The 21,428-nt window shown below is 63.5% G+C and carries 19 protein-coding genes; 2 read left to right on the top strand and 17 right to left on the bottom strand.

Features of this window, described 5'->3' with window-relative positions; translation table 11 throughout:
• Nucleotides 1-65: 65 nt before the first annotated feature.
• From EV663_RS03360 to EV663_RS03330, 7 genes are all read right to left on the bottom strand, one after another.
• Nucleotides 66-299, bottom strand: a complete 234-nt coding sequence (locus EV663_RS03360; RefSeq protein WP_132950333.1) for an EF-hand domain-containing protein — start codon at nt 297-299, stop codon at nt 66-68.
• Nucleotides 300-724: 425 nt separating this feature from the next.
• The gene (rfbA, locus tag EV663_RS03355) at nt 725-1,600 is read right to left on the bottom strand and encodes a glucose-1-phosphate thymidylyltransferase RfbA (RefSeq protein WP_132950332.1); all 876 of its coding nucleotides are present in this window, start codon (nt 1,598-1,600) and stop codon (nt 725-727) included.
• On the bottom strand, nt 1,597-2,454 hold the full coding sequence (rfbD, locus tag EV663_RS03350; protein ID WP_132950331.1) for a dTDP-4-dehydrorhamnose reductase: 858 nt from the start codon (nt 2,452-2,454) through the stop codon (nt 1,597-1,599). The genes rfbA and rfbD overlap by 4 nt, the downstream gene beginning before the upstream one ends.
• On the bottom strand, nt 2,451-3,500 hold the full coding sequence (gene rfbB / locus EV663_RS03345) for a dTDP-glucose 4,6-dehydratase (RefSeq protein WP_132950330.1): 1,050 nt from the start codon (nt 3,498-3,500) through the stop codon (nt 2,451-2,453). The genes rfbD and rfbB overlap by 4 nt, the downstream gene beginning before the upstream one ends.
• A 4-nt stretch (nt 3,501-3,504) precedes the next feature.
• Nucleotides 3,505-4,071, bottom strand: a complete 567-nt coding sequence (rfbC, locus tag EV663_RS03340; RefSeq protein ID WP_132950329.1) for a dTDP-4-dehydrorhamnose 3,5-epimerase — start codon at nt 4,069-4,071, stop codon at nt 3,505-3,507.
• Between the two features lie 195 nt (nt 4,072-4,266).
• Complete coding sequence (gene katG / locus EV663_RS03335) at nt 4,267-6,441, bottom strand: catalase/peroxidase HPI (RefSeq protein ID WP_132950328.1); 2,175 nt, start codon at nt 6,439-6,441, stop codon at nt 4,267-4,269.
• Nucleotides 6,442-6,704: 263 nt separating this feature from the next.
• A complete protein-coding gene (locus tag EV663_RS03330; RefSeq protein ID WP_132950327.1) occupies nt 6,705-7,745 on the bottom strand; it encodes a sensor histidine kinase in 1,041 nt (346 codons plus the stop codon).
• Between the two features lie 405 nt (nt 7,746-8,150).
• Between EV663_RS03330 and EV663_RS15560 the strand changes: the two genes are divergently transcribed.
• Nucleotides 8,151-8,315, top strand: a complete 165-nt coding sequence (locus EV663_RS15560; RefSeq protein ID WP_165910115.1) for a hypothetical protein — start codon at nt 8,151-8,153, stop codon at nt 8,313-8,315.
• Between the two features lie 67 nt (nt 8,316-8,382).
• Here EV663_RS15560 and recG read toward each other — a convergent pair whose 3' ends face one another.
• The 4 genes from recG to sciP all read right to left on the bottom strand — a co-directional run bounded on the left by recG (nt 8,383) and on the right by sciP (nt 13,752).
• Complete coding sequence (gene recG, locus EV663_RS03325) at nt 8,383-10,473, bottom strand: ATP-dependent DNA helicase RecG (protein ID WP_132950326.1); 2,091 nt, start codon at nt 10,471-10,473, stop codon at nt 8,383-8,385.
• Nucleotides 10,470-12,596 carry an NAD-dependent DNA ligase LigA gene (gene ligA / locus EV663_RS03320; RefSeq protein ID WP_132950325.1) on the bottom strand — a complete coding sequence of 709 codons (2,127 nt, stop codon included), beginning with the start codon at nt 12,594-12,596 and terminating at the stop codon, nt 10,470-10,472. The genes recG and ligA overlap by 4 nt, the downstream gene beginning before the upstream one ends.
• Nucleotides 12,597-12,664: 68 nt before the next feature.
• Complete coding sequence (ctrA, locus tag EV663_RS03315) at nt 12,665-13,381, bottom strand: response regulator transcription factor CtrA (RefSeq protein ID WP_132950324.1); 717 nt, start codon at nt 13,379-13,381, stop codon at nt 12,665-12,667.
• A 92-nt stretch (nt 13,382-13,473) separates the two neighbouring features.
• Entirely contained in the window at nt 13,474-13,752 is a 279-nt protein-coding gene (gene sciP / locus EV663_RS03310; protein ID WP_132950323.1) for a CtrA inhibitor SciP, read from the bottom strand.
• A 120-nt stretch (nt 13,753-13,872) separates the two neighbouring features.
• Here sciP and mnmA point away from each other — a divergent pair, with 120 nt between their 5' ends.
• Nucleotides 13,873-15,024, top strand: a complete 1,152-nt coding sequence (gene mnmA / locus EV663_RS03305) for a tRNA 2-thiouridine(34) synthase MnmA (protein WP_132950322.1) — start codon at nt 13,873-13,875, stop codon at nt 15,022-15,024.
• A 65-nt stretch (nt 15,025-15,089) separates the two neighbouring features.
• Here the strand turns inward: mnmA and lpxB are convergent, their stop codons facing one another.
• The 6 genes from lpxB to bamA all read right to left on the bottom strand — a co-directional run bounded on the left by lpxB (nt 15,090) and on the right by bamA (nt 21,307).
• A complete protein-coding gene (gene lpxB, locus EV663_RS03300) occupies nt 15,090-16,265 on the bottom strand; it encodes a lipid-A-disaccharide synthase (RefSeq protein ID WP_132950321.1) in 1,176 nt (391 codons plus the stop codon).
• On the bottom strand, nt 16,262-17,095 hold the full coding sequence (locus EV663_RS03295) for an LpxI family protein (RefSeq protein WP_132950320.1): 834 nt from the start codon (nt 17,093-17,095) through the stop codon (nt 16,262-16,264). The genes lpxB and EV663_RS03295 overlap by 4 nt, the downstream gene beginning before the upstream one ends.
• On the bottom strand, nt 17,092-17,892 hold the full coding sequence (gene lpxA / locus EV663_RS03290; RefSeq protein WP_132950319.1) for an acyl-ACP--UDP-N-acetylglucosamine O-acyltransferase: 801 nt from the start codon (nt 17,890-17,892) through the stop codon (nt 17,092-17,094). The genes EV663_RS03295 and lpxA overlap by 4 nt, the downstream gene beginning before the upstream one ends.
• Nucleotides 17,893-17,897: 5 nt before the next feature.
• On the bottom strand, nt 17,898-18,359 hold the full coding sequence (gene fabZ, locus EV663_RS03285; protein ID WP_132950318.1) for a 3-hydroxyacyl-ACP dehydratase FabZ: 462 nt from the start codon (nt 18,357-18,359) through the stop codon (nt 17,898-17,900).
• 84 nt (nt 18,360-18,443) lie between these two features.
• Nucleotides 18,444-19,061, bottom strand: coding sequence for an OmpH/Skp family outer membrane protein (locus EV663_RS03280; RefSeq protein ID WP_132950317.1), 618 nt, complete (start codon nt 19,059-19,061; stop codon nt 18,444-18,446).
• The gene (gene bamA / locus EV663_RS03275) at nt 19,061-21,307 is read right to left on the bottom strand and encodes an outer membrane protein assembly factor BamA (RefSeq protein ID WP_132950316.1); all 2,247 of its coding nucleotides are present in this window, start codon (nt 21,305-21,307) and stop codon (nt 19,061-19,063) included. The genes EV663_RS03280 and bamA overlap by 1 nt, the downstream gene beginning before the upstream one ends.
• Nucleotides 21,308-21,428: the final 121 nt, after the last annotated feature.

Below are 21,428 nucleotides of genomic sequence, written 5' to 3'. Positions count from 1 at the left end.
CCCGGCATGACCGGGCGCCGTGCCTAGCAGGATATTCCCTGCCAGCTAGGGCGTGCGCCCTTGCCTCAGCCCTCGACGGGGATCAACCCGGCCTCTTCGGCCGCCGCGATTTCCTCTGCCGACAGGGCGCCGCTAGCATCGGTATCGATTGCCGCGAACGCCTCTTCGGTGGTTGTCGGCAAGACAGCCAGAAACTCTTCGAAAGTTACCGCACCATCGCCATTGGCATCCAGCTCTGCGGCAAAGGCGGCGCCGGTTGAAAACAAAAGGATCGCGGTCATGGCGGTGATCTTTTTCATTCTCTGTCTCCCATATTTTCCAAAGGTCTTGAGAGCCGCGGAATACGGCCCCGCCTTTCGAATACGCCGGTTGCCCCGCGCAGAAACGGCGCCTCGCCAAACAGGCCCGATCCGCGCGGCACCCCGCCCAAACCCGTCTGCGGGGCATGCGAAAGACCGCCGGAAAACAACCTGCACAGGGTATTCGGCGGAAAGCCCCTGCGGGCGCATGTAAAACGGGCAAGGTGTTGCCGATGCGCACGCGATGGGCGACTCACCCCCATCGGGCGAAGGACCTCCGTACCGACGGCACACGCGCCCTGTCACCGCGCAGCCAAGCCGCGTATCGTAATCGGGATCGTTTCGCTAAAACCGAGGCTCTTACCCCGGCCCAGCGTCCGCCGTGACCGTCGCGACCCGGGCCAGGCGACGAAACGGCGCTGACCCTAGGGCTTGATCAACCCCTTGAGATAATCGCCATATGCGTTCTTTCGGAACATCTCGGCACGGGCGATCAGGGTGGCGGTGTCGATCCAGCCCTGGGCATAGGCGATTTCCTCAAGGCAGCCGGTCTGCTGGCCCTGGCGTTTTTCCAGCGTGCGCACGAAATTGCCCGCATCCAGCAGAGAACCATGCGTGCCCGTGTCAAGCCATGCATAGCCCCGCCCCATCACCTGCACGTCCAGCGCGCCCTCGTGCAGGTACATTTCCAGCAGCGTGGTGATCTCCAGCTCGCCGCGCGCCGAGGGCCGGACCTGGCGCGCGCGGGCCGGCGCCTCGGCATCGAGAAAGTAAAGCCCCGTCACCGCGTAATTCGACGGCGGAACCTCGGGCTTTTCCACGATCGCCGTCGCGCGCCCCCCCGCGTCGAACTCGACCACGCCATAGCGTTCGGGATCGGCCACGCGATAGCCGAACACCGTGCCGCCCGCCGTCTTGGCATCGGCCGCCTGCAACAGCTCGGGCAGGCCGTGCCCGTAGAAGATGTTGTCGCCCAGCACCAGCGCCGAAGGCGCGCCCGCCAGAAAGTCCTCGGCGAGGATGAAGGCCTGCGCCAGCCCGTCGGGCGAGGGCTGCACGATGTAGGTCAGGCTCAGGCCCCACTGGCTGCCATCGCCCAGCACGCGCCTGAACTGGTCCTGGTCCTGCGGCGTGGTGATCACGGCGATCTCGCGGATACCGGCCAGCATCAACACGCTGAGCGGATAATAGATCATCGGCTTGTCATAGATCGGCAGGAGCTGCTTGCTGACGCCCATCGTGATCGGGTAAAGCCGCGTGCCCGAGCCGCCGGCCAGGATGATGCCCTTGCGGGTGATCATGTCTTCAATGCTCCCAGATCTTTCAGAATATCGCGCAATCCCGCGCGCCAGTCCGGGCGGGCAATCTCGAAAACGACCTCTGTCCCCTCGCAATCCAGCCGGGAATTGGCGGGGCGCCTGGCGGGGGTGGGATAGGCGCTGGTGGGGATGTCCTCCACCGTCACGTCCAGCCCCGCCTGCGCGAAGATCTCGCGCGCGAAATCGGCCCAGCTGACATCGGGCGCACCGGAAAAATGGAAGGTGCCGCGATGTTCGGGTGTCTCTTGCAGATGGTGCGCGATCTTGAGGCAGGCCGCTGCGATGTCGCCCGCCGGGGTCGGCCCGCCGACCTGGTCGGCGACGATGGTCAGCTTTTCCCGCTCGCCCCCCAGCCGCAGCATGGTCTTGACGAAATTGCTGCCATGGGCGGAAAACACCCAGGACGTGCGCAGGATGACATAGGCCCCGCCCGCGCTTTGCACCGCCTCTTCCCCGGCCAGCTTGGAGCGGCCATAGGCCCCCAGCGGCGCGGTTTTCGCATCCGTCGCCCAGGGCGCGTCCCCCGAGCCGTCGAACACGTAATCGGTCGAGATGTGAACGAAGGGGATGCCCTGTTTGGCGCAGATCCAGGCCATGGCGCCGGGCGCTGCACCGTTGATGGTGGTGGCCAGCGCCTCTTCCTCTTCGGCCCGGTCTACCGCGGTATAGGCGGCGGCGTTGATCACGGCTGCGGGCGCATGGGCCTCGATCACCGCGGCGCAGGCGCCGGGATCGGCCAGATCCGCCTCTTCCCGCGACAGGAACACCGCGTCGGGGGCGCGTTTGCGCAATTCGCGGGCAACCTGCCCCGTCGATCCGAACACCAGAAGCGTCATGCCTTCACCCCCAGGCGTTCACCAACACCGTGGCGCGCCTGCAACGGACGCCACCAGGCCTCGTTGTCGAGATACCAGCGCACGGTGCGCTCAAGCCCCTCTTCGACCGTCACGCTGGGCCGCCAGCCCAGTTCGGTCCGGATGCGGGTGGGGTCGATGGCATAGCGCGCGTCATGGCCGGGCCGGTCGGTGACGAAGGTGATCAGATCGCCGTAAGAGCCCGCCGCGCGCGGGCGCAACCGGTCGAGGATGCCACACAGGGTCCGCACCAGGTCCAGGTTGGTCCGCTCGTTCTCGCCCCCGATATTGTAGGACCGGCCCACCGTGCCCTTTTCCACCACCAGCAGCAGCGCCTCGGCGTGATCCTCGACATAAAGCCAGTCGCGCACGTTCGACCCGTCGCCGTAGATCGGCAGCGGCTTGCCCGCCAGCGCGTTCAGGATGATCACCGGGATCAGCTTTTCGGGGAAATGGTAGGGGCCGTAATTGTTGGAACAATTGGTCAGCACCACCGGCAGGCCGTAGGTTTCATGCCAGGCGCGCACCAGGTGGTCGCTCGCCGCCTTGGAGGCCGAATAGGGACTGCGCGGATCGTAGGGCGTGGTTTCGGTGAATTTCACCGACGGGTCGGCGGGCAGAGAGCCATAGACCTCGTCGGTGGAGATATGGTGGAAGCGGAAGCTTGCGGGCCGCCCCTGCCCCACCCAATAGCTGCGCGCGGCCTCCAGCATGTTGTAGGTGCCGGTGATGTTGGTCTCGATGAAATCGCCCGGCCCGTCGATGGAGCGGTCGACATGGGACTCGGCGGCCAGGTGCATGACGGCGTCCGGCGCATGCACGGCGAAAACCCTGTCCAGCGCCGCGCGGTCGCGAATATCGGCCTGTTCAAAGGCGTAGGCCGCGCCATCGGCCACGCAGGCCACGTTGGCCAGGCAGGCGGCATAGGTCAGCGCGTCGAGGTTGACCACCTCGTGCCCATCGGCAATCGCCCGGCGCACCACCGCCGAACCGATGAACCCCGCGCCACCGGTGACCAGTATCTTCATGCGCTTACTCCTCGTAGCGGAACGGCGACGTGATATCGCGCAAACGCGGGGCGGCGGCATCCTTGTCCGACAGGATCGCCGACGCCGCCGAAATCCCCCAGTCAATGCCAAGATCGGGATCGTCCCAACGCACCGCGCCGTCGCATTCGGGTGCGTAGTAATCGGTGCATTTATAGACGATCTCGGTATCGGGCGCGCGGGTGACAAAACCATGCAGGAACCCCTTGGGCACCAGCAGTTGCTTGCCGTTTTCCGCAGTCAGGTCCACCCCCACCCACTGCCCATAGGTCGCAGAGCCCACGCGGATGTCGACGGCCACGTCGAACAGCGCCCCGCGCCCGCAGCGCACCAGCTTGTCCTGCGCATGCGGCGGGGCCTGGAAATGCAGACCTCGAACCGTGCCGATCTCGGCCGACAGCGACTGGTTATCCTGCACAAAAAGGTAATCAAGCCCGTGTTCGGCCATCCGCCGCGCATTCCACGTCTCGGAAAAAAAACCGCGACGATCCCCGAACCGCCGGGGCGTCAGCACCACCACGCCGGGCAAGCCCGTCTCTTCGATCTCAAGCATGAATGGCCTCTCGCACCGGGAAACGCGCCGCAAACGGAACGCATTCGACCCTTGCCTAACCCCGCCGCGCAACGGCCTCAACAGGAAATCGCGTAAAGGAAGACCGGATACTGCGGCCTCTGCCAGCCAGTGGCAGCAAACCTCCCGCGCGACCAGCGCGCGGGAGGCAAAAGCAATGCCTTGAGCCGTTATGGATCAGTGCAGGTCGAACCGATCCGCGTTCATCACCTTGACCCAGGCGGCAACGAAGTCGGTCACGAACTTCGCGGTATTGTCGTCCTGGGCATAGACCTCGGCGTAGGACCGCAGGATCGAGTTCGATCCGAACACCAGGTCGACGCGCGTTGCCGTCCACTTTACCGTGTCCGTCTTGCGGTCGCGGATTTCATAGACGTTGTTGCCCGCCGGTTTCCAGGTGTTGGCCATGTCGGTCAGGTTCACGAAGAAGTCGTTGGTCAACTGGCCTTCGCGATCCGTCAGAACGCCGTGACGGGTGCCGGCGTGATTGGTGCCCAGCACCCGCATCCCGCCGATCAGCACGGTCATCTCGGGCGCGGTCAGGCCCATCAACTGGGTCCGGTCCAGGAGCAGTTCCTCCGGGCTGACGACGTAGTCCTTTTTCAGCCAGTTGCGGAAACCGTCATGGATCGGTTCCAGAACGTCGAACGAGGGCGCGTCGGTCATCTCGTCGGTGGCGTCCCCGCGGCCCGGCGCGAATGGCACCTCGATGTCGAACCCGGCCGCTTTCGCCGCCATCTCGATGCCGACATTGCCGGCAAGCACGATGGTATCGGCAACGGACGCGCCGGCCTCGGCCGCAAGCGGCTCCAGCACTGTCAGCACCTTTTGCAGGCGTGCGGGTTCGTTGCCTTCCCAGTCCTTCTGGGGCGCAAGACGGATGCGCGCGCCATTCGCGCCGCCGCGCATGTCCGACCCACGGAAGGTGCGGGCGCTGTCCCAGGCGGTTGCGACCATCTCGGGGATCGTGAGGCCCGAGGCCGCGATCTTCGCCTTCAGCGCGGCCACGTCATAGCCGGTGTTGCCCGCGGGCACCGGATCCTGCCAGATCAGGTCTTCGCTCGGCGCCTCGGGTCCGATGTAACGCGCCTTGGGCCCCATGTCGCGATGGGTCAGCTTGAACCATGCCCGCGCGAAAACCTCGGTGAAATAGTCGGGATCCTTGTAGAAACGCTCGGAAATCTCACGATAGACCGGATCCTTGATCATCGCCATGTCGGCGTCGGTCATGATCGGGTTGTAGCGGATCGAGGGGTCTTCGACATCGACCGGCTTGTCCTCTTCCTTGATGTTGACGGGTTCCCACTGCCAGGCGCCGGCCGGCGATTTCTTGAGTTCCCAGTCATAGGTGAAAAGCAGGTAGAAATAGCCGTTGTCCCACTTGGTCGGATGCGTGGTCCAGGCGCCCTCGATGCCGCTGGTCACTGTATAGCGACCCTTGCCCGACTTGTTCGGGTTGGTCCAGCCAAGGCCCTGTTCACAGACATCTGCGGCCTCGGGATCAGCGCCCAGCAGGCTGGCATCGCCATTGCCGTGGCACTTGCCGACAGTATGCCCGCCAGCGGTCAGCGCCACGGTTTCCTCGTCGTTCATTGCCATCCTGGCAAAGGTTTCGCGCACCTGCGCGGCGGTCTTCAGCGGGTCGGGCTGGCCGTTCACGCCCTCGGGGTTGACGTAGATCAGGCCCATCTGAACCGCGGCCAACGGGTTTTCCATGGTCGCCGGATTGTCGAGGTCGCCATAGCGTTCGTCAGACGGCGCCAGCCATTCCTTTTCCGCGCCCCAATAGGTGTCTTTCTCGGGGTGCCAGATATCCTCGCGGCCAAAGGCAAAACCGAAGGTCTTGAGGCCCATATCCTCATAGGCCACGGTGCCGGCCAGGATCATCAGGTCGGCCCAGCTGATCTTGTTGCCGTATTTCTTCTTGATCGGCCACAGCAGGCGGCGGGCCTTGTCGAGGCTGACATTGTCGGGCCAGGAATTGATCGGGGCAAAGCGCTGGTTGCCGGTGCCACCGCCGCCACGGCCATCGGCGATGCGGTAGGTGCCCGCCGAGTGCCAGGCCATGCGGATCATCAACCCGCCGTAATGGCCCCAGTCCGCCGGCCACCATTCCTGGCTGTCGGTCATCAGCGCGCGCACATCCGCCTTGATCGCGTCGAAGTCCAGCGTCTTGACCGCTTCGCGATAGTCGAAATCCTTGCCCATCGGGTTGGTCTTGGTGTCGTGCTGGTGCAGGATGTCGAGGTTCAGCGCGTTCGGCCACCAGTCCATGTTCGAAGTGCCCATGGCGGTGTTCCCGCCATGCATCACGGGGCACTTGCCGGCCATGCCGTTATCGTTTCCGTCCATTGCTTCCTCCACTGTTGGATCGCAGTTTTGCCCTTGATGAAACCGGCACCGTGGGCGGCACCGACCTTCGGTGACCGATGTAGCATTTTTTATTATTATTTTAAGTCGTATATTCTTATTTAAGCGATCATTTTGCCTTATTAAAGGTGACCTGCCTTTTCCGAAAATATCATGACGGGCCGGGATCAGGTGGCTGCCCGTTGGTCGGCCGCCGCGCACCTTCACGTCCGTCCAGCACAGGTACAAGACGGCCTTGGCATTCATCAGGCCCTTGGCAACATGATCGAAAAAATGCTGCCTTCGCCCGGTGTGCTGTCGATGCGGAACCGGCCGCGATGGCGATTGACGATATGCTTGACGATCGCCAATCCCAAGCCCGTGCCCCCCATCTCGCGCGAACGATGGTTGTCCACCCGGTAGAACCGTTCGGTAAGCCGGGGGATGTGAACCGGGTCGAATCCCTCGCCGCGATCGATCACATCGACCCTCACGCCAGGACCGCGAAAGGCGAGTTCCCGGTCGCTTAACGTCATCATCACCCGCACCTCCCCACCCGAAGCACCATACTTGATGCCGTTTTCGACGAGATTCTGAATCACCTGGGTCAACTGGTCGGAATCGCCCTGGACGAAAACCGGCTCCGACGGGATGTTCAGCGCGATCTCGACCCCAGCTTCCTGGGCCACGGGGCGCAGAGCCTGAACTGCTGCACGCACGATTGCGCCCAGGTCGACCCGGCTTTCGGGACGCATCCTTTCCTCGGCCTCGACCCGGCTGAGCGACAACAGGTCGCTGACAAGACGGTTCATGCGCATCGCCTCGCGTTCCATGATTTCGAGAAAGCGTTCGCGTGCGGCCGCATCGTTGCGCGCAGGCCCCCTGAGCGTTTCGATAAAGCCCAGCAACGCGGTCAGCGGCGTTTTCAGTTCGTGGCTGACATTTGCGACGAAATCGCGGCGAATCTGGCCCATCTGTTCACGCTCCGAAATGTCGCTAAAGGCCACCACCACGCCCTCGCTGCCGCGCGTTCCCAACGGGCTGGCGATGACCTCGTAGGTTGCATCGCGCGAGATGCCCGTGGTCAGGTATCGCACGCGGCGCACCTGACACAGCCGAAGCGCCTCTTCGACGCAATCAAGCAGTGCCGGCTGGCGCAGGACCGCGATATAATGCCGCCCCACTCCGGCCGGGCCGAACATGGCACGCGCAGGGGCATTCATGGCCGCCACGCGTTCGTTCCGCCCGACCAGCAATACCGGCAAAGGCATTCCCGACAGGATGGAATGCGAAATCTCGGGGATCATCTGCGGCCTCCGATGGAACATACGCCAACAGAGGTATCGACCTCGGCAACACAAAAAAGCAAGGCGCATCTGCCTGACAACTTGCGCGCAGGCGGGATCGAGTGAATTGCACCGGCATTCTACCTATCGTAAAGAATATATTGACACGTCAACCAAGGGCGGAACGAAGTCCTCGTCGAGCGGAGCGGCCTTATGTTGTCACGACCGATCCTCTTGGGATGTGCGGTTCAAAGACCCGTTACCCAACCGACGGCGCTTTTGGTGGGATTCAGCGCCGAGGACCGTATAGAAGTGGGAATGCCCTTCGCCACTGCCCGATGCGAACGCCTGCCATACACGCTCCTTCACGCAGCCCTGGCCAGTAAAACCGGAACCGATCTGGTGGTTTCGCCGCTGGTGACCCCAATGTTCGACGCCCTTGACATGGCAAGCCAACTGGCGCTTGGGGGGTATCGTGGGCGCTATATGGTCGTTACCCCGGCCCTGCCCCGTCCCGAGATGATCCGCGTCGAGATCGCACAGCTTTGTCCAGGAACAACCGTCGAACTGGTTAGACGGGCACGCCACTAGGCAAAAGAAACCCGGCCTGCGCATCACGACATACGTCTTGCGAAAATGCGCAGGATCGGACCTGCCTTTATCCGACCTGGATCAACCGGATCGCGCGATCCTGCTCCATCAGCCATAGCAGGACACGCGCGGCCTGACCCCGGGCGGTTTCGAGGCCAGGATCATCCAGCAAAAGCTTGCGCGCATCATCCTGGGCCAGCGCCATCAACGCCGATTGCCTCTCAAGATCGGCGATACGGAATCGCGGCAGGCCCGATTGCGCGGTGCCGATCAGGTCGCCCGCGCCGCGCATCGCGAGGTCTTCCTCGGCGATGCGGAACCCGTCCTCGGTCTCGCGCAGGATCTCCAGCCGTCGCCGCCCGGTCTCACTCAGCGGCGCGCCATAGACCAGAAGGCAGGTCGAGGCCGCCGCACCCCGCCCGACACGGCCACGCAGCTGGTGCAATTGCGCCAGCCCAAACCCCTCGGCCCGCTCGATAACCATGATCGAGGCATTCGGAACATCGACGCCCACCTCGATAACCGTAGTCGCCACCAGAACGCCGGTTTCACCGGACTGGAAACGCGCCATCGCCGCATCACGTTCAACCGGCGACATCTGACCATGGACCAGCCCGACGCGCTCCTCCCCCAGCCGCGCACGCAACCGGGCGAAACGGTCTGTCGCGGCGGTCAGGTCCGACGCCTCTGACTCTTCGACCAGTGGGCAGACCCAATAGGCCTGTCGTCCCTCGGAAAGAGCGCGCGCCAGATGGTCGGTCACCTCGTCCAGCCGCCCAACCGAGATCAACGCCGTCTTGACCGGGGTACGACCCGGCGGTTTCTCATCCAGAACGGAGATATCCATATCGCCATAACTGGCAAGCGCCAGGCTGCGCGGGATCGGCGTCGCGGTCATCACCAGCACATCCGCCCCCCGCCCCTTGGCCGAAAGTTCCATTCTTTGGGCAACACCGAACCGGTGCTGTTCATCGACGATGGCCAAGCGTAGGTCACGAAATATCACGTCCTTCTGGAATACTGCATGGGTGCCCACCAGCACCTGAATTTCGCCCGCCGCAAGCGCCCCAAGCTTGGCTGCGCGTTCTGTCCCTTTGTCGCGGCCGGTCAGGATTTCCAGCACCACACCCGCCGTTTCGGCAAGAGGGCGGAGACTGGCCAGATGCTGGCGAGCCAGAATTTCGGTGGGGGCCATCATCACGCCCTGTCCCCCGGCCTCGACCGCGATCAGCAGCGACATGAAGGCAACCAGCGTCTTGCCCGCGCCCACATCGCCCTGCAATAGACGGTTCATCCGGCGCGACGCTGCCATGTCGGCGCCGATCTCGGCGATCGCGCGGGTCTGTGCGCCGGTTGGGGTATAGGGCAAGGCGGACAGCACCTTGTCGCGCAACCGCCCATCACCGGCGCTGGCCCGTCCCTTGCCATGCCGCAGCGACTGGCGGGCAAGCGCAAGGGTCAGTTGATGGGCCAGCAACTCGTCATAGGCCAGCCGCTGGCGCGGCGGGGCGGTTGGTGACAGTTCGCGCGGACCAAGCGGCGCATGGGCGGCCTCGACCGCCATGCGCCAGCCCGGCCAGCCCTCGCGCGCGCGCAAGGCGGGGTCGATCCACTCGGGCAGGTCAGGCAGGCGTGACAACGCGCCGTGTACCGCGCGGGTCATGGTCTTGAGCGTCACACCCGCGGTCAGCGGGTAGACCGGTTCGAATTCGGGGATCGTCCCGGCTTCGTCACATTGCACGATATGATCGGGATGAACCATTTGCGCGCGCCCGTCGAATATATCGATCTTTCCCGAAACCACGCGCCGCGCACCCTCGGGCATTTGCCGGCGCAGGAAATCGCCGCGGGCATGGAAAAAGACCAGGTCGAACGCGGTTTGCGCATCCTGCACCTGCACGCGATAGGGGCGCGCGGGGCTGCGCGGCGGATCGTGGGGTCCGATCTCGACCTCGACGGTAACGACCTCGCCCGGCCCCGCATCGCGCAACGTCGTGCGGCGGCGCCGATCAACACCCGATTGCGGCAAGGTAAAGATCAGGTCGCGCGGTTTTTCGATGCCGATCTGGCCCATCATGCAGGCAGTCTTGGGCCCCACCCCGTCAAGCGAGGTCAGTTCGCCGAAAAGCGGAAACAAGATCTCGGGACGCCCGCTCATGCCTGTCCGATCAGGTGCAACCAATCATCCTCGTCGATGGTCTCGACCCCGAGTTCAGCAGCTTTTTTCGCCTTGCTGCCTGCACCGGGACCGGCCACCAGCAGGTCAGTCTTTTTCGAAACCGACCCTGCGACCTTGGCCCCCAGGGCCTCGGCGCGCGCCTTGGCCTCGGCACGGGTCATCTTTTCCAGCGTACCGGTAAAGACCACCGTCTTGCCCGCCACGGGGCTGTCCACCTGCCCGCGCAAGCGGGCCGGCTCAATGCGCAGATGCGCAACCAACCGATCAATCGAGGCACGCTCCGCGGCCTGGTGAAACGTGGTCACAAGTGATCGCGCCATCACCTTTCCGACCCCGTCTATCGACAAGAGCTGATCCCATTGCGCGCCCTCTTCCACCCGGGCATTTGTCATGGCGGCCTCGAACGCATCCCAGCTCTGGTAACTACGTGCCAGAAGGTCGGCGGCACTTTCACCCACGTGGCGGATGCCCAGTGCAAAGATCAGCCGGTCAAGCGGAATGGTGCGCCGAGCCTCGATCGCGGCAAAGAGATTGGCGGCAGATTTCTCGCCCCAACCGTCACGATTCCTGAGCTTGGCAAGGTTGACCGCGTCGCGCTCTTGCAACGTAAAGATATCGGCAGGTTCGCGGATTGGCAGAGACTGGTCACGATAGAACATCTCAACCTGTTTCGCCCCCAGGCCCTCGATGTCGAATGCGCCTCGGCTTACGAAGTGTTTCAATTTTTCAACGGCCTGCGCGGGACAGACCAGCCCACCCGTGCAGCGACGAACCGCATCGCCCTCTTCGCGGATCGCCTCGGAGCCGCATTCGGGGCATCGCGTGGGAAACTCGAATGGCCGCGACTCTGCGGGTCGCCTGGACAGGTCGACATCAGCCAACTTTGGGATCACGTCGCCCGCGCGGTAAACCTGAACCCAGTCGCCCTCGCGGATATCCTTGCCATCGCGGATCGGGTTGCCGCGTGCATCGCACCCGGCGATGTAGTCCTCGTTATGCAAGGTTGCGTTCGAAACCACCACGCCACCGACCGTGACCGGCGTCAACCGCGCGACGGGCGACAACGCCCCGGTGCGGCCGACCTGTATCTCGATCTTTTCAAGACGCGTCCAGGCCAGTTCGGCAGGGAATTTATGCGCGATGGCCCAACGTGGCGTGGTCGCGCGAAATCCAAGCCTGTCTTGCAAGGCAAGATCGTTCACCTTGTAGACAACCCCGTCTATATCATATCCCAGCGTCGCGCGGGCCTGTTCGATCGCCGCGTAATGGGCCAGCATCGCATCCGGTCCGTCACAGAGCCGCGTCAGCGGATTGATGGTAAAACCAAGCGCGCCAAGACGATCAAGTGCGGCCTTTTGCGTTTCCGCAAGCGGCACCGACAGCACCCCCCAGCCATAGGCAAAGAATTTCAACGGTCGCCGCGCGGTCATGGCCGGATCAAGCTGGCGCAACGATCCCGCAGCGGCATTGCGGGGATTTGCAAAGCGTTTCTCGCCCGCCTCTTGCTGACGCGCATTCAGCGCCTCGAAATCGTCATGGGCGATGTAGACCTCGCCACGGACCTCAAGGATATCCGGCGCCCCCTCAAGCCGGGCGGGTATATCGGCGATGGTGCGCGCATTGGCGGTAACGTTCTCGCCGGTCTCGCCATCGCCGCGGGTCGCGGCCTGCACAAGCCGCCCGCCCTCGTAACGCAGGCTCAGGGATAGCCCGTCGATCTTGGGCTCGGCGGTATAGTCGAGCGGGGAATCATGACTCAGCCCGAGATAGCGGCGGATACGGCCATCGAACGCGGCGACCTCGCCGGCGTCGAACGCGTTGCCGAGCGACAGCATGCGGCGTTCGTGGCGGACCTTTGCAAACCCTTCGCCAGGTGCGGCGCCGACGCGATCAGACGGGCTGTCGGCGCGCTTGAGACCGGGAAAGCGCGCCTCGATCACCGCATTGCGACGCTTGAGCGCGTCATAGGCGGCATCCGTCATCTCGGGCGCGTCCATCTGGTGATAGGCCGCGTCTGCCTGCGCTATCACTTTGGCCAAACGGGCAAGTTCTGCCCGCGCCTCGTCCTCGGTCAGTGCCTCGACGGCAATCGCCCCGGTCATCGCATCCCCCGCGCCTGATCTGGCCTAGTGATAGGCAGCGGCGGGACGAATTTCCAGCGGTCCCGCGCTCAGGCCCCCAACGCCAGCCGCCCAGCAGAGCCCGACCCCGCCTCGGGATCGCGCAGCACATAGCCACGGCCCCACACCGTTTCGATATAGGTCTCGCCGCCCGTGGCCTGGGCCAGTTTCTTGCGAAGCTTGCAGATGAAGACGTCGATGATCTTGAGTTCCGGCTCGTCCATGCCGCCATAAAGATGGTTGAGGAACATTTCCTTGGTCAGCGTCGTGCCCTTGCGCAGACTCAAAAGCTCAAGCATCTGGTATTCCTTGCCGGTCAGATGAACCGCCGTGCCATCGACCTCAACAGTCTTGGCATCCAGATTGACCGCAATGCGCCCGGTATGAATGACCGACTGGGCGTGCCCCTTTGAACGGCGGATGATGGCATGGATGCGCGCGACCAGTTCTTCCCGGTGAAAGGGCTTGGTCAGGTAATCATCGGCACCGAAGCCAAACCCCTTGATCTTGTTGTCGGTATCGCCCTCGCCCGACAGGATCAGGATCGGCGTGTCGATCCGCGCCAGCCGCAACTGGCGCAGCACATCATGGCCGTTCATATCAGGCAGGTTGAGGTCCAGAAGGATCAGATCGTAATCGTAAAGTTTCGCAAGATCGATCCCTTCTTCGCCCAGATCCGTCGTATAGACGTTCAGGTTCGCATGGGTCAGCATCATTTCAATGCTTTTCGCAGTGGTTGGATCGTCTTCCACCAGAAGCACGCGCATGTCTCGCTCTCCGTTCAGCTTTCGTTCTCCGCCCACCCTGGCGAAAGGAGGTTAATTGCCCGTTACCCCCCTGAAACCGCAACATGCACAATCTAGGGTTGTCTGTAAAGTTTCAATGCACCAACCTTCAGCCCCTCGATACCGTGATCTTTCACTGCCTGCGTCCAACCGGAAAATTCCTCGTCGGATAACGCGTAACGGTCCAGTGCCTCGGCTTTCGTGATCAGCCCCGCCAAAACGGCCTTGACCACAGCCGCCTTTCGGCTGGCTACCCATCGCCGCGTGTCCGCCGGCGGCAGATCAGCGCGGGTCATCGTTCTACCATCAGGCAATGTCACCGCGCGCGGCCCGTCGATACGCTTGAGATACATTCACCTCACCTCCTGTGCTGTGCAGACCGTGGGCGGCTGCCCTTAAGAGGCGATGAAGGCCGGGGTTGAGAATACGTCGGATTTTCCTATATTCCGTCGAACCTTCCCGGGAGAGACCGAATGCCCCATGCCAGCGCCGCCCGCCCGCTGAACTCCCTGGGCTTTGCCAAGCCCGAACGAGACACCCGCGTTCTGGTCGCCATGTCCGGCGGCGTCGACAGCTCTGTCGTCGCCGCGCAATTGGCCGAAGAGGGCTATGACGTGATCGGCATTACCCTGCAACTTTACGATCACGGCGCGGCATTGGCGAAAAAAGGCGCCTGTTGCGCGGGGCAGGACATCCATGACGCCCGCCGGGTGGCCGAACGCATCGGCTTTCCGCATTACGTGCTGGATTACGAGAACACCTTCCGCGACGCGGTAATCGAGGAATTCGCAGACAGCTATCTGGCCGGGGCAACACCCGTGCCCTGCATCCGATGCAATGAAAGGGTCAAGTTCCGCGATCTCCTGGAAACCGCCAGGGATCTCGACGCCGATTGCATGGCCACCGGCCATTACATCCAGCGCAAGACAGGACCGATGGGCGCCGAGCTGCACCGTGCCGCCGACCCGGTGCGCGACCAATCCTATTTCCTGTTCTCGACCACGCGTGAACAGCTCGACTACCTGCGTTTTCCGCTGGGGCACCTGCCCGACAAGGCTGCGACGCGCGCACTGGCGACGAAATACGGGCTGCCGGTGGCCGACAAGCCCGACAGCCAGGATATCTGTTTCGTCCCCGAGGGGAATTATGCCAGCGTGATCGAAAGGCTGCGCCCCGGCGCGGCCGAGCCGGGCGAAATCGTTCACGCCGACGGGCGTGTCCTGGGACTGCATTCGGGGGTGATCCATTACACGATCGGCCAGCGTCGGGGTCTTGGCATCGGCGGCCTGGCAGAGCCTCTCTACGTGGTGCGGCTGGACGTGGAGGCACGGCAAGTGATCGTCGGCCCGAAAGAGTTGTTGTCAACCCGCATCGTGCCGGTGCGCGAGGTCAACTGGCTGGGCGATCAGCCGCTGGACGCACGGCCCCAATGGGATATCTCGGTCAAGGTCCGGTCCACCCGCCCCCCGCGCGAGGCGCTGTTGCGCCCACTCTCCGCTACCGAGGCCGAGATCGAGTTGCTGACCCCCGAGGAAGGCGTGAGCCCAGGCCAGGCCTGCGTGTTCTACCAGACCGGCGGGAGCCGGGTTCTGGGCGGGGGGTGGATCTGGCGCGGGACATCCTAGCCTGATCGGTATCGCGCCCGTGTCACGGACGCGACAGGGGTATTTGAACCAAGAAGAAAAGAGAGCTAGTCGCGTGGGGCCGCCGCGTCGAGCCCCTCCAGAACGGCGCGGGCGGCGCGCAGACCCGGCGCGGGACCGCCTTGTCCGAGAAGCTGCATTGTGCGCTGTGCCGCGACGGCTTGAGCGTTGCGCGCGGCCGGGTCTTCGAGCAGGCGCAAGAGCCCGGCAGCGATCGGATCCGGTCGGCAGGCAGTGCCGATAAACTCGGGCACGGCGCGCGTCTGGCTGACAAGGTTGACCAGCGTTACCGTGTCGATCCTGACCATGCGGGCGATGATCTGCCGGCTAAGCCAGGCCATGTCATAGGCAATGATCATCGGTGTCGCATTGGCGGCCAGCTCCAGCGAGACCGTGCCCGAGGCGGCCAGCGCCACGTCCGCCGCGGCGAAAGCCGCGCGTTTGGCGTCGGCCGCACCGGGCGCGGCCGGGTCGAGAACCAGTGGTGCGCCCGGCCACTCCGCGACAAGGGCGCGGACCTCTTCGGCCACGGCGGGCGCGGCGGGAACGACGATGCGCACCGAGGGATGACGGGCCAGCACATGGTCGAGCGCGGCGCCGAAAATTGGGGCCAGGCGCGCGACCTCCCCCCTGCGCGATCCGGGCAGTACAAGCACAAGGCGTGTCTCCGGTGCGATGCCTTGCGCAGCACGAAAGGCCGTGGCCTGGGCGGCGCTTGCGCGGGGCTGGGCGACGACCGGATGGCCAACGAAATCACAGCGCATGCCCTCGGCCTCCATGTAGGGCGGCTCGAAGGGAAAGAGGGCCAGCACCTGGTCTATGACTCGTGCCATTTTCGCGGCACGCCCCGGACGCCAGGCCCAGACCGTGGGGGCGACGTAATGCACGGTGCGGATATCGCTGACGGCCTTGACGCGGCGGGCGACGCGAAGACAGAAATCGGGGCTGTCGATGGTGATCAGTGCCGCCGGGACGAGATCCAGGACAGCCCCCGCGCATTGGTCGATCCGGCGCAGCAATGCGCGGTAACGCGGCAGCACCTCGGCGATGCCCATTACCGACAGCTCATCCATCGGGAACAGGCTGGTTAGCCCCTCGGCCTGCATGAGCGGCCCGCCGACCCCGTGAAACTCGACCCCAGGGGCAAGCTGTCTCAGCCCCGCCATAAGTGCGGCCCCGAGGGCGTCGCCTGAGGGTTCTCCGGCGATCAGGAACAATTTCATGGGGCGCGTACCCACAAAAACATGCCAAGCGCGTCGGCGCGGGCGCAGGTGCGCACCGGATCAAGCACCATGACGCCGCCCGCCTCGATGGCGATACCGGCAAGGCCCGCGCGATGAGCGGCCTCGACGGTGGTCGGTCCGATAACCGGCAGATCGACACGGCGTTCCTGTCCCGGCTTGGCGGCCTTGTAGAATACACCGCCCGGACCATCGGGATCGGGACGGCAGGCCCCTGCGATCTCGGCGACCCAGTCCAGCATCGCATCCGTTCCCGGCAGCGTTTCGACCGACAGGCAGAGACCCTGTGCCACCACCGCCCCCTGTCCCACATCCGCCGCCCCAAGGGCGGAGACGATCGCGGCGGCGCGGGCGGTATCGGCCTCATCGGCCGCACAGGGGCGGGTGGCGGTCAAGACCCCCGCGTCGGGCAAAAGGTCGGGTGCAACGGTCTCGGCCCCGATCACGCAAAGGCCCTCTTCCTCGATCAGCGCAATCACCGCGCGCAGCGCCGCGTCATCGCCCTGCCCCAGCGCGGGCAGGATACGCGGCAACAGAATCGCGGTTTTCGGGTCGATACGTTCGGGCTCCAGCCGGGGACGGGTCATGGCCCCGGCCAGCACGACGCGTGTCACGCCGCGATCATGAAACAGGTCGAAAAGCAGCGCGAGGCGTTCGAGCGCGAAGGGCACCACCTCCCATCCCTCTTCGGGGACCATCCCGGCGCCCTCGATCTCGGCGACGAGGAAAGGTAGCCCGCGCGCCGCCATGACGCGCGCCAGGTGAGCGGGCAGTGCCCCCCGCCCTGCGATGATCGCTGTCAGATCGCTCATCGGTGCGGGGTCAGAAAAGAACGGTCGGTTCGCGCAAGGATGAAGTCGACCACCTCGCGCACATGGGGGCTGTCGCATTCAAGCCCCAGATGGCGGGCACGGTCCACAAAGGCGCCCTCGCCCGCCGACAGGGTCTGAAAAGCCGCGCGCAGGGCCGCAATCTCTGACCGGTCGACACCGCGCCGTTTCAAGCCCACCAGGTTCAGACCATCGAGCGTGCCGCGCGGCCCCTGCACAAGCCCATAAGGGATCACGTCATTGGTCACCATGGTGACGGCGCCGATGATCGCACCCTTGCCCACGCGCACCCATTGGTGAATGCCCGACAGCCCGCCAATGATGACCTCGTCGCCGATAATGCAATGGCCCGCCAGCGCGGCATTATTTGCCATTATGACCCGGTTGCCCACCTGTGCATCATGACCGACATGGGCCCCCGTCATGAACAGGCAATCGTCACCCACGCGGGTAATGCCGCCGCCGCCCTCTGTACCGGCATTCATCGTCACGCCCTCGCGAATGCGGTTGCGCGCACCGATCAACAGCCGGGTTTTTTCGCCGCGATATTTCAGGTCTTGCGGTACATCGCCGATATTGGCGAAGGGAAAGATCACCGTTCCGGCCCCGACCTCTGTCAGGCCGGTAACGATGGCGTGGCTTTTCACCTCGACCTCTTCGGAAAGCCGCACCAGGCCACCGATCACCGAGAACGGACCAACGACACAGCCCGGCCCGATTTCCGCGCCAGGCTCGACCACGGCCGAGGGATGGATGCGCGCGCTGGGATCGATGGACATGGGCGCTACTCCCGGCCCAGGTCCATCATCGCGGTGAACTCAGCCTCGGCGGCCATTTCGTCCCCGACACGGGCCACGCCTTCGAACTTCCAGACCTTCGATCCGCCCCGTTTTACCGTGACATGCAGTTCAAGAACATCGCCGGGCACCACCTTGCGGCGGAACTTGCACTTGTCGATGGCCATGAAATAGACCAGCAGATCACGGTCCACCATGTCGAGCGAGATCCCCACCATCACCGCCGCGGTCTGGGCCAGCGCCTCGATGATGGTCACGCCGGGCATGATCGGTGTGCCCGGGAAATGGCCCTGGAAATGGGGCTCGTTCATGGTGACGTTCTTGATGCCCACGGCGCTCTGGTTCGGAACGATGCGTGTCACCCGGTCGATCAGCAGGAACGGGTAACGGTGGGGAATGATGCGCTGGATCAGCTGGATGTCGGCTTCGTGGACGGGGGTATCGCTCATCGCGGCCTGGCTCCTTGGTTGGCGGTGCGGGCACTGGCGCCCCGGCCAGCACCTAGCAACTCCCCCTGCGGGAGACAAGCTTTGCTAGGGGGTGTCGGCCGGCGCGGGGGGAACGGCATCGCCTCGCGGCCCTTCACCGTCGCCGGTCTCATCATCCGTTGCGAGATCCTTTGCGAGCCGTGCATCGACCAGGGCGATGGCGGCCTCGGTAATGTCGATCTGATCGGCCGATAACAGGACCGCGCTTCGGTCCAGCACGGCAACGGCGCCGCGTTCGGCAACCAGTTCGGCGATCAAAGGCAATGCCTCGCGATAGAAATCCTGCTGTGCGCTCTCGCGTTTCTGCGCCAAGACGCGCGTCTTTGTATCCTGCGCCCGGCGTATCGCCACAACCTTGTCATCAAAGGCCTCGGCCAGCTTTCGAAACTCATCTGGGGCGAGTTGCGGACGCTGGGCGGTCAAGTCGCGTTCCTCGACGGACAGTTCGTTTTCGATCTTGCGGTTCTCGGCCACCAAGGCGGCGGTTTCCGCCTCGATCCGATCCAGCAACTCTTGTCCAAAGCGGGAATCCGAGAATAGGCGCGCCTCGTCAAGAATGACAAACGGGCTTCGCAGGGGGGGACGCGCCTCTTGGGCTATCGCGGACGTTCCATGCGACAGCCCTGCCCAGACGAGACAGGCAAAGAGCGCCGCGCGCCGCATCAGAACCTGGTCGAAATCGTCAGGTCGAAATTGCGCTCTCGGTCATAGCTTTCCTTCTGGATTGCATCGGTGAAATTGAACCGAAGCGGACCGATCGGTGTGTCCCAGTAGACCGCAAAGCCGATAACCGAGCGCAGCTTGAAACCGTCATCCACGTATCCACCGTCATTGTCCAGATCCCAGACCGAACCGAAATCGGCAAAAAATCCGCCGGTAATGCCGTATTCCTCTGGCAGGCCCAGCGGAAATTCGGACTCCAACCTCAACACGGCATAAGTATTGCCACCCAAGGCCTCGTTATCAACGCTGAATACATCTCGCGGGCCAAGGCCGTTGCTGTCAAATCCGCGAATCTTGCCGTTCAGGAAATAGCGTTCCGATACGCGGCTGGTCTGACCGTTCAGCATGGTCAGCGCCCCGCCCTCGAGTTCGGCACGCAAGGTCAGTTCCTCGTGGAACAGCCTGGTCTGCGCCATTGCCAGGGCCGAGGTTTCCACAAAGTCCATGTCGCCGCCCAAGCCAGCGAAATCCTGGTTGAACGTGAACAGGAAATTGGTGTTCGGGTCCAAGCCGGACTCTCGGCTGTCATAGGAATAGCTATAGCCGATCTTGGAATAGGACAGCGTTTCCTGCGTCGCGGTTTCCAGCGCCAGCAACGGAGAGGTGCCGGTGTAATTCTTGATCGTGGTTTCACCTACGGCATAACGCAGGCCAAGCCGTGTCGTTTCCGACAGGGGAAACTCGACAGAGGGCGAAATCGACAGGTCGCGCGTGTCATAATATGCCTCGTCGGCGTAGTTCGTTTCGACGTAGGTCGTCGAGAAACCAAAGCGCACGTCACGGCCCAGGAACGCTGGCTCTGCAAAGACCAGGCGCGAGTTTACATCGTCGGTTCCGGTGCTGACCGAGGCGGCAAGATACTGCCCGCGGCCGAGGAAGTTGCTCTCGCTAAAGCCGACGGTCGCCCCGGCCCCGTCGACGGCCGAATAGCTCAACCCAAAAGAGAGCGACCCGGTGGGCTGTTCCTCGACATCGACATCCACGATCATGCGGTCAGGCGAGGTACCCTCGCGCGCATTCACAGTGGCACTTGAGAAAAAGCCAAGTGCGCGTATGCGTTCGGATGCGGCCTGGATCTCGCGGGGATTGAAAGGATCCCCCTCTACCGTCTTGAACTGACGCCGGATAACGCGGTCAAGTGTGGTCGAGTTACCCTCGATATCTATGCGTTCGACGAACAACCGCGGCCCCTTGACCAGGGCAAACTCGACATCAAGGGCAAGATTGCGGTCGTCGCGGGTGATGCGCGGCTCGACCCGGATGAAATTCAGCCCCTGGCGCAGCGCCAGCAACTCTATGCGCGTCACCGCCTGTTCGATCGCCATCGGGGTATATACGCTGCCCTGTCGAATGCGCACGGCATCCTCATAGAGGGCAGCGTCTATCTCTGGCAGGTCAGACACGGTGCTTATCTCGCCAAAGCGGAATTGCTGTCCCTCGCGGAGGTTGAAAGTCAGCAGATAGGCATCACGGTTACGGGTCAGTTCCGGTGTGACGGACAAAACCTGAAAATCGACAAACCCGCGAGACATGTAGAAATCGCGCAGCACCTGCTTGTCGAACTCGATCCGGTCGGCCACGAAAGTATCGCGGGAAATCACGCTGCGCAGCAGGCCGGCCTGCTTGGTCTCAAGAACACCGCGCAGGCGGCGTTCAGAATAGTAGCGGTTGCCGACAAACGAGATGCGTTCGACCTCGACGACCTTGCCCTCGACGATCTCGAACACCAGGTCGACGCGATTGTCACTGCGCTCGATGATCTTGGGGGTAACCGTCGCGGCCAGGCGGCCCGATTGTTCGTAGGCCGCGACAATGGCCGCGGCATCTGCCTCTGCCATGCTGGGGGAATAGACCCTGCGCGACCGGGACTGGATGATCTGGGCGAGGTCGTCATCCTTGAGCCGGCCATTGCCCTCAAACCCGATCACGTTGATCGTTGGATATTCGGTGACCACGATCACCAACTTGTCACCTTGGGGGATCAATTCGACCGTTTCGAAAAGTCCGCTCGCGGCAATGTTGCGATAGGCGTCGTTCAGTCGGCCCGCCGACACGGTTTCATTGCGGGCGATTCCGGCATACGCGACGATCGTGGCCGCATCTACGCGGGCATTTCCCTGAACCTCGACAGTTGAAAAACTGTAGCTTTGCGCCTGCGCCGCCTGAGGTATAGACGCCAAGGCCATTGAAACAGAAATAGAAATTATAATTGCGAACGCGTTTTTTGCCAGCCGCTCGCCGATAGTTCCGGCGTTTCCGGCGCCTCGATACAGGTTCATCCGAAACTCCGCCCTGACGCAATGACTA

It is taken from the genome of Rhodovulum bhavnagarense (assembly GCF_004343505.1).
GTDB classification, from domain to species: domain Bacteria; phylum Pseudomonadota; class Alphaproteobacteria; order Rhodobacterales; family Rhodobacteraceae; genus Rhodovulum; species Rhodovulum bhavnagarense.
The sequence above is the reverse complement of the archived record's forward strand: the minus strand, read 5'-3'. Positions and strand labels throughout refer to the sequence as shown.

Coding starts and splice junctions, on each gene's coding strand:
- EV663_RS03360 (WP_132950333.1), bottom strand. CDS start 299: ATGAAAAAGATCACCGCCATGACCGCGATCCTTTTGTTTTCAACCGGC.
- rfbA (WP_132950332.1), bottom strand. CDS start 1,600: ATGATCACCCGCAAGGGCATCATCCTGGCCGGCGGCTCGGGCACGCGG.
- rfbD (WP_132950331.1), bottom strand. CDS start 2,454: ATGACGCTTCTGGTGTTCGGATCGACGGGGCAGGTTGCCCGCGAATTG.
- rfbB (WP_132950330.1), bottom strand. CDS start 3,500: ATGAAGATACTGGTCACCGGTGGCGCGGGGTTCATCGGTTCGGCGGTG.
- rfbC (WP_132950329.1), bottom strand. CDS start 4,071: ATGCTTGAGATCGAAGAGACGGGCTTGCCCGGCGTGGTGGTGCTGACG.
- katG (WP_132950328.1), bottom strand. CDS start 6,441: ATGGACGGAAACGATAACGGCATGGCCGGCAAGTGCCCCGTGATGCAT.
- EV663_RS03330 (WP_132950327.1), bottom strand. CDS start 7,745: ATGATCCCCGAGATTTCGCATTCCATCCTGTCGGGAATGCCTTTGCCG.
- EV663_RS15560 (WP_165910115.1), top strand. CDS start 8,151: ATGTTCGACGCCCTTGACATGGCAAGCCAACTGGCGCTTGGGGGGTAT.
- recG (WP_132950326.1), bottom strand. CDS start 10,473: ATGAGCGGGCGTCCCGAGATCTTGTTTCCGCTTTTCGGCGAACTGACC.
- ligA (WP_132950325.1), bottom strand. CDS start 12,596: ATGACCGGGGCGATTGCCGTCGAGGCACTGACCGAGGACGAGGCGCGG.
- ctrA (WP_132950324.1), bottom strand. CDS start 13,381: ATGCGCGTGCTTCTGGTGGAAGACGATCCAACCACTGCGAAAAGCATT.
- sciP (WP_132950323.1), bottom strand. CDS start 13,752: ATGTATCTCAAGCGTATCGACGGGCCGCGCGCGGTGACATTGCCTGAT.
- mnmA (WP_132950322.1), top strand. CDS start 13,873: ATGCCCCATGCCAGCGCCGCCCGCCCGCTGAACTCCCTGGGCTTTGCC.
- lpxB (WP_132950321.1), bottom strand. CDS start 16,265: ATGAAATTGTTCCTGATCGCCGGAGAACCCTCAGGCGACGCCCTCGGG.
- EV663_RS03295 (WP_132950320.1), bottom strand. CDS start 17,095: ATGAGCGATCTGACAGCGATCATCGCAGGGCGGGGGGCACTGCCCGCT.
- lpxA (WP_132950319.1), bottom strand. CDS start 17,892: ATGTCCATCGATCCCAGCGCGCGCATCCATCCCTCGGCCGTGGTCGAG.
- fabZ (WP_132950318.1), bottom strand. CDS start 18,359: ATGAGCGATACCCCCGTCCACGAAGCCGACATCCAGCTGATCCAGCGC.
- EV663_RS03280 (WP_132950317.1), bottom strand. CDS start 19,061: ATGCGGCGCGCGGCGCTCTTTGCCTGTCTCGTCTGGGCAGGGCTGTCG.
- bamA (WP_132950316.1), bottom strand. CDS start 21,307: ATGGCCTTGGCGTCTATACCTCAGGCGGCGCAGGCGCAAAGCTACAGT.